At 67.1% G+C, this 12,657-nt stretch carries 6 protein-coding genes; all 6 read right to left on the bottom strand.

Annotation, left to right across the window (positions count from 1 at the left end; translation table 11 throughout):
• Positions 1–116: 116 nt before the first annotated feature.
• The 6 genes from BST47_RS22070 to culp6 all read right to left on the bottom strand — a co-directional run bounded on the left by BST47_RS22070 (position 117) and on the right by culp6 (position 12,644).
• Positions 117–1,553: a serine/threonine-protein kinase gene (locus tag BST47_RS22070; RefSeq protein WP_083127781.1), complete on the bottom strand. Its 1,437-nt coding sequence runs from the start codon at positions 1,551–1,553 to the stop codon at positions 117–119.
• Between the two features lie 28 nt (positions 1,554–1,581).
• On the bottom strand, positions 1,582–2,592 hold the full coding sequence (locus BST47_RS22065) for a DUF4331 family protein (protein ID WP_083127780.1): 1,011 nt from the start codon (positions 2,590–2,592) through the stop codon (positions 1,582–1,584).
• A gap of 17 nt (positions 2,593–2,609) precedes the next feature.
• Positions 2,610–4,160, bottom strand: coding sequence for an acyl-CoA carboxylase subunit beta (locus BST47_RS22060; protein WP_083127779.1), 1,551 nt, complete (start codon positions 4,158–4,160; stop codon positions 2,610–2,612).
• Positions 4,161–4,164: 4 nt separating this feature from the next.
• Positions 4,165–9,552, bottom strand: a complete 5,388-nt coding sequence (gene pks13, locus BST47_RS22055; protein WP_083127778.1) for a polyketide synthase Pks13 — start codon at positions 9,550–9,552, stop codon at positions 4,165–4,167.
• Between the two features lie 17 nt (positions 9,553–9,569).
• Positions 9,570–11,459, bottom strand: a complete 1,890-nt coding sequence (fadD32, locus tag BST47_RS22050) for a long-chain-fatty-acid--AMP ligase FadD32 (RefSeq protein ID WP_083127777.1) — start codon at positions 11,457–11,459, stop codon at positions 9,570–9,572.
• A 174-nt stretch (positions 11,460–11,633) separates the two neighbouring features.
• Positions 11,634–12,644, bottom strand: coding sequence for a carboxylesterase Culp6 (gene culp6, locus BST47_RS22045; protein ID WP_083127776.1), 1,011 nt, complete (start codon positions 12,642–12,644; stop codon positions 11,634–11,636).
• Positions 12,645–12,657: the final 13 nt, after the last annotated feature.

The following is a 12,657-nucleotide window of genomic DNA, read 5'->3' as shown; positions in this document are numbered from 1 at the left end:
CACCCAACACACCCCCACCCGACGTACCTGCCTACCGCGGACCCCTCGGCGAACGGGCCCAATGGTGGTGGTACGACCCCTACGAACCACCACCACCAACCGACAATTAGTCGGCGCTACGGCGAGGCGGTCGGCGTCTCGGAGTCGTCGACCTCGAGAATGTCGCTGTGGCAGTCGACGTGTGATTGTCCGGTCTGCTCCATGCACACCAGTACCGGCTGCTGGCTCTCCGAGGGAAGTGCAACAGCGTCGGGCCCGGGAGTGACTGTGGGACTGGAGATCTGACCGGGATACATCGACCAGATCGACGCGCCGGTGGTCGGCAGGTGCGCACAGTACGCCGGGGCGCCGGTCTCGGTGAGCCCGGCCTCACCGAGCGTGCCGCACTCCGCCCCCACGACCACCACCGGCAGGGCCACGCCCCCCGGCGGTGCGGGCGCCGGTGCCGACGCGGTCGTCGGTGGCGCCTTGGCCTCCGCCGGGCGATCTCGGCCACGATCGAACAGCACGAAAGCGCCTGCAGCGACGGCGATCACGAGCACCGCGACGGCCGCGGGCAGCACCCATCGGCGGCCAGACTGGGTTTCGGCCATGGCATGTCTGGGTTTGGATGCCCCCGCAGCGGAATGCGCGGACATCGTCGGCTCCGAGTGGGCGGCCATGGCTGCCGGACCGGAGTGCCACACCGGGCCGGAACCGGAGATGGTGGCGTCCGTCCGATGAGCGAGCGCACGGGCAAAATCGACACACTTGGCGAACCGGTCCTTCGGCGACTTCGCCAGCGCCTTCTCGAAAGCCGTTCCGAGATTGGACAATTCGGGCCTGCGGGCACCGATCGCGGGTATGTCGCCGGTCAGGTGCTGGCTGATGACGACCGCGGGGTTCTCATGCTGAAACGGTGGCGTCCCGGTCAACAGCTGAAAGGCGGTTGCCGCCAGCGCATATTGGTCGGCCCGGCCGTCGATGCCGTCGCCCATGAGCTGCTCGGGAGCGGCGTACGCGACGGTGCCGACGGTCATGTTGGTGGCCGTCAGATTCGTGGTCGCCCCGTCCCCGATCCGTCTGGCGATCCCGAAATCGGCCAGCATGATCCGCTCGTTGGTGGTCCCGTAGTTGGCCAGCAGGATGTTGGCGGGCTTGACGTCGCGGTGCAGCAGCCCGCGGTCGTGGGCGTAGTCGAGGGCGTCCGCGACGGCGGTGATGATGCGCACGACGTCGTCGGGAGGCATACCGTCCGGGTAGCTCTCCGACAGCAGTCGGTGCGCGTCGGTGCCCTCGACGTAGTCCATCGAGATCCACAACTGGCCGTCGACATCACCGCGGTCATGCACCTCCACGATGTGCTGGTGCCACAGCGTGGCCGCGATGTCGGCCTCCCGGTTGAACCGCTTCCGGTACTCACTGTCGGCGCAGACGGTTGCCGAGAGCACCTTCAGTGCGTCATAGCGCGGCAGCCGGGGATGCTGGGCCAGATAGACCTCGCCCATACCACCGGCGCCGAGTGAGCGCACGATGGTGTACCCGGCGAGCTCCTGTCCCTCCGCGAGCGGCATGGCCGAATAGTAGTTCCCGGCGGAACCGTCAGTGAGGTGTGCCGAGGTAAGGAAACTCCGACAGGGTGTCCGTATGCGGGCTCAACCCGCTGGGCGGGCACTCACCCTTGGTAAGGAAGGCCAGGCGATAGTCGATGACGTCGTCGGTGAATGTGCGGCCGTTCGGGTACTTTGCGGGTTTGGCCGGGTTGAACGTCAACATGTCGGGCAGCGTGCCCTCCCGGTCGATCGCCGCGATGGCCTGCTCGCGCGAGTAGCCGCCGGTATGGCCCATCAGGTGGATGAACTGCTCGATCCAGCGTTCGCGGTCGCGGACCGGTTCGCTGGCGTTGTACTCCAGCTTGGTGTCGTCGGTGTTGAAGAAGCTGCTGACCGAAGGGTGGCCGGCCCGGTCGACGTGGTTGAGCGTTCCGTTCTCCCGGAGGCTGCAGCGGCCCCAGATACGGATGTCGGGATCGGCCCCGAGGTATTCGGTTGGCAGTTCGAGCACGGTGGAGAACACGTTGGCTTCTGTGTTGGAATCCTGGCCGGTCCACGGCGATTTCCCGCCGAGTTCCGCGAGGTGGGGTGACGTGAAGTTGCGCGTTCCGGAAATGTCGAACAGGTTCTTGATACCGTCGAAGTCGAAGAAGAACGCATCGCTGCGCGCACCCGCGAAGAACGTGAATCCGCCCGACTGGTGTACGTCGGGGGTCTTGCCGAACGACACCTCTACCGCGTCGAAGAGCTTCTCGCCGACGGCTTCTGGCTCTTTCGCGTCGTCGCCGTGGGCAAGGTAGACGTCGACGGTCTGCCGTCCATCCCGCGGTTCGGAGAAGACATAGCTGAAGGCGATGTCGTTCTGCAGGTCGCCGTCGTTGTCGACGGCGAGCCGGTAGATGGCCTCGGGATGCAGTGCGTCGGCGTTCGGATTCGCGTTCAGGATCAGCACGGTGCGCGCCGGGTCGGCAGGCGACTGGAACGCGTACAGATCGCACAGATCCAGGCGCTGATCACCGAGGGGCGGGCCGAGGCTCAGCCCCGTGAAGTGGTTGGACACACGGGAGATTATCGCGGCTAGATCGGCGTCAGGCCGTGCTTTCGCTGCACCCGCGTGATCTGCTTCTGCCGCAGCAGGCGCAGCGACTTACGCAGCAGCAGCCGGGTTTCGTGCGGCTGGATGACGGCGTCGATGTACCCGCGTTCGGCAGCGATCCACGGGGTGGCCAAGTTGAGGTTGTAGCCCTCGATGAAGTCGGCGCGGATCTTGCGCACCTCGGGCGCAGTGGGATCCGGGAAGCGCTTGACCAACAGCTGTGCCGCGCCCTCGGCGCCGATCACCGCGATGCGCGCGGTCGGCCACGCGAAGTTGAGGTCCGCGGCGAGCTGCTTGGATCCCATCACCGCGTACCCGCCGCCGTAGGCCTTGCGGACGACGACCGTTACCTTCGGCACGTCGGCCTCCACCAGCGCGTTGAAGAACCGGCCGCCGCGCTTGATGATGCCGCCCTTCTCCTGCTCCACGCCGGGAAGCGCACCGGGGGTGTCGACCACGAAAACCAAAGGCGTGTTGTACGAGTCGCAGAACCGGATGAACGCCGTCGCCTTGTCCGAGGCTTCGGTGTCGATCGCGCCCGAAAGGTACATGGGCTGGTTGGCGATGACGCCGACGGGACGGCCGTCGACGCGCGCAAAGGCCGTGATCATCGCCTGTCCGCGTTGCGCGCCGACCTCGAAGACATCGCCGTCGTCGAAGATCCGCAGCAGGATCTCCATCATGTCGTAGGCCTGGTTGTCCGCGTCCGGCACGATCGCATCGAGCTCGTAGTCGTGCGGGGTGAGGTCGGGTTCCATACCCGGGTTGACGATCGGCGGATCGTCAAAAGTGTTGGAGGGCAAGAAGCTCAGATAGTCGCGGACGTACTGGAACGCCGCCTCCTCCGACTCCACCACCTGGTGGATGTTGCCGTAGCGCGCCTGGTTGTCGGCGCCGCCGAGTTCGTCGAGCGTGACGTCCTCACCGGTGACGTCCTTGATCACGTCGGGACCGGTGATGAACATGTAGCCCTGATCGCGCACCGCCACCACGAGGTCGGTTTGGATCGGCGAGTACACCGCGCCGCCCGCGCACGCGCCGAAGATCAGCGAGATCTCGGGTACCAGGCCGCGCAGCATCTCGTGCCTGCGGCCGAGCTCGGCGTACCACGCCAGCGACGTCACCGCGTCCTGGATCCGCGCGCCCGCGGAGTCGTTGATGCCGATGATCGGGCATCCGACCATCGCCACCCACTCCATGAGCTTGGCGACTTTGCGGCCGAACATCTCGCCGACCGAACCCTGGAACACCGTCTGGTCGTGGCTGAACACACCGACCGGCCTGCCGTTGATGGTGGCGTGGCCGGTGACGACGCCGTCGCCGTACAGCGCGTCGGGGTCCCCTGGCGTCTTGCACAGTGCGCCGATCTCGAGGAAGCTGCCCGGATCCACCAGCGAGTGGATGCGGGCGCGGGCGCTCGGGATGCCCTTGCGCTCACGCTTGGCGATGGCCTTCTCTCCACCGGGTTCCTTCGCCAACTCCAGCTTCTCGTGAAGATCGGCCAGCAGCTCCGCAGTGGTTTTGGTGGTCACTCGCCTACTTCTCCTGAGACTCGATTCGGTTCAGCGCCTCGCTCATGTGGGCGCCGACCTTGGCAATGTACGGCTCGTCGATGGCCTGGATGTGCTCACCCCCGATGGGCACCACCTCCAGCTCCGACACGAACTCGCCCCAGCCGCCGTCCGGTTTGCGGGTGGCGTACGCGGGCTCGAAGTAGATCGCGTCGTCGTGGTAGCGGTCGGCCATGTACAGCGTCACGTGGCCGTCGTAGGGCTGGATCTCGGCGAGGTCGATGGCCCGCTGATCCAGGTACGACGTGCGCTGGTGCTCGATGATGCCGCCGGGGATCTGCACCCCGCTCTGGCTCACGACGTCCAGCACGAACCTCACCTGACCCTCGTCGTCGAGCGCCTCGAGTTCCTCGTACGGGATCTCGGGCACCTCGACGTTGAAGGTGCGCTCGGCGAACCGTGCGTAGCGGTCCCAGCGCTTGCGGGTCTCCTCCTTGGTCTGCAGGATCGGTTCCCCGGGCCGCACCGCGTCGATGAGGCCGACGAAGCGAACGTCGGCGCCCGCCTTCTTCAGCCCGATCGCGCACGCGTAGGCCAGCACACCACCCAATGACCAGCCCGCCAGGACGAACGGCCGGTCGCCGTTGATCTCCATCAGCTTGGGCACATACTCGCTGGCGCGCTCCTCGATCGAGCCCTCCACACGCTCGATGCCGTACATCGGAGTGGTCGCGGGCAGCCGCTTCAGCAGCGGCTCGTACACCACGGTCGATCCCCCGGCGGCGTGGAACACGAACACCGGGATGTCGTCGGACCCCTCCTGCGGGGCCCGCAGGGTCCGCACGAAGCCGTCGACCTTGCCACCCTCCAGGTAATCCCGGACGGTGGTGGACAGCGCTTCGATGGTCGTGGCGCCACGCACGTCGTCGGCGGTGACGGTGCCCTCGTCGACGCGCTCGGTGAGGCGTTCGGCGATCTTGGCCGCGGTGTCGTCGTCGACGGTCGGCAGCTCGTTGAAAATGCCGCCCGGGGACTTACCGGTCACGATCGCCCACGTCGCGAATGTCACTCGCTCGGCGGCGTCGCGCGGCGGCACGTCCGAGCCGAGCGCCTCGGTCACCGCCTCCTGGGTCAGCACTTTGGACGCGGCGGCCACCGTCGACTGCGATGGTCCGGACGCCGACGGGCCGCGAGGGTCGGTCGGCGGCGGCGGGATGGTCGGTGCCACCTGGGATTCCACGGCATCCGTGGCGATGGCCTCCGCGACCGTGACGTCCGTGGCTTCGGCGTCGGCGGCTTCGGCGGCGATGGGATGCCCGGCCTCGGCCAGCTTGGCCTCCAGTTCGGCGACCGTCGTGGCGCCGCCCATCAACTCCGCTTGCGCGGCGGCGATCTCCTCGGCGGTCTGCCCCTTCTGCGACTCGGCGATCTGGTCGACCTCGTCGCGGTGCTCGATCGCGTACTGGATCAGCTTCTCCACCGCGTACAGGTTGGCGTCGCGCACCGCGGTCAACTGGATCGGCGGCAAATCGAAGTCGTACTCGACGCGGTTCTTGATCCGCACGGCCATCAACGAGTCCAGGCCGAGCTCGATCAGCGGCACCTCCCACGGGAGGTCCTCAGGCTCGTAACCCATTGCGCCGCCGACGATCGCGCCGAGCCGCTGACCGATGGTCTCACCGGTGTCCGGTGACCACTTCGCGAAGCTCGCTGCCAGGCCGGCACCGGCGGTGAGGTTGTCCTGCAAAATGGCGGCGTCGTCTTCGACAGGCGCTTCGACCGGGGTCTGCGGCGCCGGGTCCTGGCCGGGCACGGTGATGGCCGCTGACGACGTCGCGGGCAAGGGGCTCGCCGCTCCCCCACGGGTGACGACCGCGTCGTACACGAGGGAAAAGGAAGACTCAGCCCCGTTATCGGAGCGCGCATGCACCTGCACCGTCGCGCCACCGGGGTGGCGGGTCAGCGTGGTGACCAGCCGCGCATCGTCGGCGGGGACCGCGCGCTGCTCGAACGCCGTTATCTTGGCATCCGGAAGCACCTGTGCGGCAGCGGTTTTCACCAGAGCCGCCAGGTCGGTGGCACCGCGCGGCGCGTACTCCCAGACGTGCCTGCCGTCCGGTGTGGCGACGTGGCCGCCGGGTATCACGGCGGCGCTGTCACCGGCGAAGTGCACGTCGAGCCAGTGCGGCTTCCGCTTGAAGCGGGTCGGCGGGATCGCGGCGTAGTCACCGCGTTTGAAGAGCGTGCGGAAGTCCAGATCGTGGCCGTACACGAACAGGTGCGCCATGGCCGTGGTCATCGAGTCGACCTCGTCCTGCTTGCGAGCCAGGGTCGCGATCAGTTGAGCGTCGTGCAGACCGGCACTCGCCGTCGTCAGCCCAACCTGCATGAGCGCCACCGGGTTCGGGGCCAGCTCCAGGAACGTGGTGTGCCCGTTGTCGACGGCGTTGCGGATGCCATGCGTGAAGTACACGCTGTGCCGCAGGCCCTTCTTCCAGTAATCCACGTCGTGGATCGGGTCGGCACCGGCGCGGATCAGCTGGCCCTCGTGCACAGTCGAGAAGTAGGCGGTCTGCAGCGGGTGCGCCTCGATGCCCTGAATCTCGGCGGCGAGTTCTCCGAGCAGCGGATCCATCTGCTGGGTGTGGCTGGCGCCCTTGGTCTGGAACTTGCGCGCGAACCGGCCCTCGGATTCGGCCCGCGCGATGATCGCGTCGACCTGCTCCGGCGGACCGCCGATGACGGTCTGGGTCGGCGCGGCGTACACGCAGACTTCGAGATCGGGGAAGTCGGAGAAGACGGTCTTGATCTCGTCGGTCGAGTACTCGACGAGCGCCATCAGGCGGATGTACTCGCCGAACAGCATGGCCTCGCCCTCGCCCATCAAATGAGCGCGCGAGCAGATGGTGCGCGTCGCGTCTTCCAGCGAGAGCCCGCCGGAGAAGTACGCCGCGGCGGCCTCGCCGAGCGACTGGCCCACCACCGCACCGGGTTTCGCACCGTGCGCCTTCAGCAGCTCACCGAGCGCCACCTGGATCGCGAAGATCACGGTCTGGGTGGTCTCGATGCCGTAGTCCTTCGAGTCGTCGAGGATCAGCTCGACCACCGAGTAACCGCGCTCGTCCTGCACATGGGCGTCGACCTTGTTGATCCACTCGGCGAACGTCTCGTTACGCAGGTACAGGCTCTTGCCCATCTTGCGGTGCTGGGCGCCGAAACCGGCGAGCACCCACACCGGGCCGTTGGTCACGGGACCGTCGGAGCTGACCACCAGCGGGTTCGGCTTGCCGTCGGCGATGGCGCGCAGACCCTTGACCGCCTCGTCGTGGTCGTGCGCGAGAATCACTGCGCGCGAACGACCGTGGTTGCGCCGCGACAGCGAACGACCAATGGCCTCCAGCGACGTGCCCCGACCGGCGGGGCTCTCGATCCAGTCTGCGAGCTCGGCGGCCGTCGCCTTCTTACGCGACGTCAGGAACCCCGAAACCGCGAGTGGCACGATTGGTTTGACGGGGTTCTCGGCCTGCTCGGCTTGGAGTTCCTCGCGGGCGATCGCCAACAGGCGCTGCGCCTCGTCGGTCAGGCCGGGCAGCTCGTGCTCGGCTTCGGTTGTCGCACCGTAGAATTCGGGATCGCGCTCGGCAACGCCGTAGTCGTCATCCTCGTCGTCGTCCTCGACCAGCACCCCGCCGACGTACACCGCGGGCTTCTCCGGCGCCGCGGTGTCGACGACCGGCGCCTTTTCGGGCTCGGGCTCGAGGAGATCGGTCGGCAACACCTGGCGCAGCACAAGGTGGGCGTTGGCTCCGCCGAAGCCGAAGCCGGAGACACCGGCGATGGCGATGCCGCTGTAGCGCGGCCAGTCGGAAACGACGTCGTTGACCTTGAGACGTTCGCGCTCGAAGTCGATGTAGGGGTTGGGCCCGGTGTAGTTGATCGACGGCGGCAGTTTGTCGTACTTCAGCGCCAGCGCCATCTTGGCCAGGCTCGCCGCACCCGCGGCCGATTCCAGATGGCCCACATTCGATTTCACCGCACCGAGCAGCGCGGGCTTGTCCACCGGCCTGCCGCGGCCGATGACGCGGCCCAGCGCGTCGGCCTCGATCGGGTCGCCGAGGATGGTGCCGGTGCCGTGGGCCTCGACGTAGTCGACGGTCCTCGGATCGATACCGGCGTCCTTGTAGGCCTTGCGCAGAACCGCTTCCTGCGCATCGGGATTCGGTGCGAGCATGCCGTTCGAACGGCCGTCGTGGTTGACGGCGCCACCGGCGATGACCGCGAGGATGTCGTCACCGTCGCGGCGGGCGTCCTCGAGACGCTTGAGCACGACCATGCCGCCGCCCTCGGAGCGGGCGTAGCCGTCGGCGTCCTGCGAGAACGACTTGATCCGGCCGTCCGGCGCCAGCACGCCACCGACCTCGTCGAAGCCCAGCGTCACCAAAGGGGTGATCAGTGCGTTGACACCGCCGGCCACCACGACGTCGGCGTCCCCGGCGCGCAGGGCCTTGATGCCCTCGTTCACGGCGACGAGCGACGACGAGCACGCGGTGTCGATGGCCATCGACGGCCCGCGGAAATCGTAGAAGTAGGACACCCGGTTCGCGATGACCGCGCTCGAGTTACCGGTGATGGCGTACGGGTGCGCCACCGACGGGTCGGCCACGGACATGAACATGTAGTCGTTGACCGAGCTGCCGATGAAGACGCCGACATTCTCACCGCGCAGACTGGACGCGGGAATCCTGGCGTGCTCCAGCGCCTCCCACGTCAATTCGAGGGCCATCCGCTGCTGCGGATCGACGTTGTCGGCCTCCATCTTCGACAACGCGAAGAACTCGGCGTCGAAGCCCTTGATGTCCGAGATATAGCCGCCGCGGGTACGTGCCTTCTTCACCCGCTCAGCGATGCGGGGCTCGCTGGTGAATTCCGACCACCGGCCCTCGGGCAGATCGCTGATCGCGTCGCGGCCCTCGAGCAGCGCCTGCCACATCTCGTCGGGAGTATTGAGGTCACCGGGGAAGCGCGTGCCGATGCCGATGATCGCGATGTTGGTGCGGCCCTCGTCGACGGTGCGTGACCAGTCCTCGTCGCCGGTGAACTCCGGCTCGGGCTCGCCCTCGACGATGACGGTCGCGAGCGACTCGATGGTCGGGTGCCGGAACGCCATGGTCGCCGTGACGACAACGCCGGTGTAGTCCTCGATGTCGCTGGCCATGGCGACCGCGTCACGGGATGCCATGCCCAGTTCGATCAGCGGTGCCGACTCGTTGACGGAGTCCGGCGACGTGTTCGTCGCGTTGGCGACCCAGTTGCGCATCCACTCGCGCAATTCGGGCACCGAGACATCGGTACGCTTGACCGGTGCCTCGGCCGGGGTCTCGGGTTGCTGCGAATCGTCTTGTGTCTCAGCCATGTTCAGGAGATCAGTCTTCAGTCTTTTTCGTCGGGGAAATCGTTGGCGATCTTGCCCGCGCGCAGACTTCCGCCCAGATACGCGGCGCGGCAGGCCCGTCGGCCGATCTTGCCGCTGGAGGTTCGCGGAATCGCGCCTGCCGCGGTGAGCAGCACATCACGCACGGTGACACCGTGTCGCATCGCGATGGCGGTACGGATGTCGTCGGCGATCGGCCCCATGTCGAGCTTGTGCGCGCCGGGCGCGCGCTCGCCGACGATCACCAACTGCTCTGACGAATCGTCGGGATTGCGCTTGAGGCCGGCATGGGCGTTCTCGAACACCTCATCGGGCAGCTGGTTGGCCGGCACCGAGAACGCCGCCACGTACCCGACCCGCAGCGCCTTGGTCGCCTCCTGCGCGGAGTACTCGAGGTCCTGCGGATAGTGGTTGCGGCCGTCGATGATCACCAGATCCTTCACCCGGCCGGTGATGAACAGCTCGCCGTCATGGAACGCGCCGAGATCACCCGTGCGCACCCACGTCGCGTCGTCTGTCGCGCCCTCGGCGTGCGACGGGCTGGTCCGCGACTTGAGGATGTTCTGAAAGGTCTGGCGGGTCTCTTCTTCCTTGCCCCAGTAGCCGGTGCCCATGTTCTGCCCGCTGATCCAGACCTCACCGATCTGTCCGTCGGGGAGTTCGGTGGCGGATTCGGCGTCGACGATCACGGCCCACTCCGCGATGCCCACCTTGCCCGCACCCGCCTGCGCCACGGCGCTCGGCGAATCGGGATCGACCTCGATGAAGGTGCCGGTGTTCAGCGCGGCGCGGTCGACGGAGACGATCCGGGGATGGTCGCCCAGCGGCGTGGTCGAGACGAACAACGTCGCTTCGGCCAGTCCGTACGACGGCTTGATGGCCTGCGGCTTGAATCCGTATGGCGCGAACGCGTCGTTGAACCTCTGCACGGTCGCGGCCGAGATCGGCTCGCTGCCGTTGAGGATGCATTTTACGACCGAAAGGTCCAGCGGTGGCTCATCGTCCTTGGGCACCCCGCGCGCGGCGGCGTGATCGAACGCGAAGTTCGGAGCCACCGAGATCACCCCACCGGTGTCCTCGGGCTTGCGCGACATTTCCCGGATCCAACGGCCGGGCCTGCGGACGAACGCCGCGGGGGTCATGAACGTGATGTAGTGCCCGAGCATCGGCGCCAGCATGGCGGTGATCAGCCCCATGTCGTGGAAGAACGGCAGCCACGACAGGCCACGGTCACCTTCCTCGCCGTCGAGTGCCTCGATGATTTGGACGATGTTGGTGGCCAGGTTGAGATGGGTGATCTGCACGCCGGTCGGAATGCGGGTCGACCCGGACGTGTACTGCAGGTAGGCGATCGTGTCGGCGGTGACGGGCACCTGCTCCCAGGTGCCGCCGACCTCGTCCGGCACTGCGTCGACGGCGATGACGCGCGGGCGATCCTTGGCGGGCCTGGTGCGGAAGAACTTGCGCACACCCTCCGCGGCCTCGGTGGTGGTGAGGATGGCCGACGGGTGGCAGTCGTCCAGGACGGCGTGCAGTCGCCCGACGTGACCGGGCTCGTTGGGGTCGAACAGCGGCACCGCGATGCGGCCCGAGTACAGCGTGCCGTACATCGCGACGACGTACTCGAGGTTCTGCGGGCACAGGATCGCCACGCGGTCGCCCGGCTGGGTGACCTGCTGCAAACGGGCGGCGATCGCGCGGTTACGCGCGCCGAAATCCGCCCAGTTCAGCTCGCGCGCAACACCGTCGCGTTCGACGGAGAAGTCGAGGAACCGGTAGGCGACCTTGTCGCCACGGACCTTGGCCCACTTTTCGACGTGCTTGACCACGCTGCCGTTGTCGGGGAACTTGATCAGTCCGTCTTTCAGGAACGGGTTGTGGAACCCCATTCTCACTCTCCTGTCGAAGCCTCGTTTTTGAAGCCGCTAGCACTCAATATGGACGGGCGCGCCGCCGCGTGGGTCCCTACCCTGCGCGTTTCGGCTTCGCGTCCCTCACCGCTCTTAGTTTTCTCTTAATGTTAGGCGACCGGTGGACGCAGTCCAAATCTCCGCGGTTACAGGTCAGCCATGTTTCGGGCGCGGGGCGTTATCGATCACACTCTGTGCCCAACCCAGTGTCCACTGCGGGGCAGAGGCACCATCGAGATTCCAGAATTGCGGCGTGTTGTACATCGCGTGGATCGGCTGGCCGGCGCCGCCGCTGAGCACCTCGAGCGTCCGCGGCAACTGGGTGATGTTGAAGGCCGACTCCGGCGCCGAACAGATCAGGTCGCCCGCGGCACATATCTCATAGACGCGGTTGTTGAGCATCCCGAAACCACCGGAACGGGGACCGGTCATGTCCAGACCCAGCCCACCCAGCATCGGGACCTCGTCCAGGGTGATCTCCGCACCCTGGCCCGGCGCGTTGGGGCCGACGTCCTGACCGACGCCGGGCTGACGACGACCGTCGGCGATCAGCGCCACCCCGAGCACCAGATCCTCGTCGACCGGGCCGCGGCCGTTGCCGACATCGCTGGCGATGTCACCGGCGATCACCGCACCCTGCGAAAAGCCGACCAGCACGTAACTGGTCAACGGGCAGCGGTTGTTCATATCCGTCATGGCCCGCACCGCGGCGTCGAAGCCCTCGGCGCGGCTCTGGTCGTAGGACATCTGGTTGTCCGCGGCGAAGGGATTGTGGAACTGCGCGGTGTAGGGAACCGTGTAGATCTCCAGCCGGCCCGCGTCGAACTGCTGACGCAGCGGGTTGGTGACGTTGAGGAGCAGCGCGATGGGGAACTGCGTCGGGTTGAACGGGTCGAGCTGAGGCGACGACTCCCAGGTACCGGGCACCGAGATCATCTGCACGTCGGGGCAGCTGGCGTCCTGGAATTCGGGCCGCGGCTTCCTGCCCGTCGGCGGAATGCCACCGGGAACCGATGTGGGCGGCTGTGCGCCGGGGACCGTGGACTCCGGCGATCGCTGCCACACCCACACCAGCACCACGACCAGTACCACCACGAGCGAGACCGCCACCGCCGCGACGAGCCCCAGAATGCGGTGACGTTTCCGCCGAGTGGTCTTGGACATGGGTTCCCTGTCA

The sequence above is a fragment of the Mycolicibacterium tusciae genome (assembly GCF_002086795.1).
Lineage (GTDB): Bacteria > Actinomycetota > Actinomycetes > Mycobacteriales > Mycobacteriaceae > Mycobacterium > Mycobacterium tusciae.
The sequence above is the reverse complement of the archived record's forward strand: the minus strand, read 5'-3'. Positions and strand labels throughout refer to the sequence as shown.

Bases quoted from the DNA above. Each gene is read 5' to 3' on its own strand.
- BST47_RS22070 (WP_083127781.1), bottom strand. From the start codon at position 1,553: ATGCCGCTCGCGGAGGGACAGGAGCTCGCCGGGTACACCATCGTGCGC.
- pks13 (WP_083127778.1), bottom strand. From the start codon at position 9,552: ATGGCTGAGACACAAGACGATTCGCAGCAACCCGAGACCCCGGCCGAG.
- fadD32 (WP_083127777.1), bottom strand. From the start codon at position 11,459: ATGGGGTTCCACAACCCGTTCCTGAAAGACGGACTGATCAAGTTCCCC.
- culp6 (WP_083127776.1), bottom strand. From the start codon at position 12,644: ATGTCCAAGACCACTCGGCGGAAACGTCACCGCATTCTGGGGCTCGTC.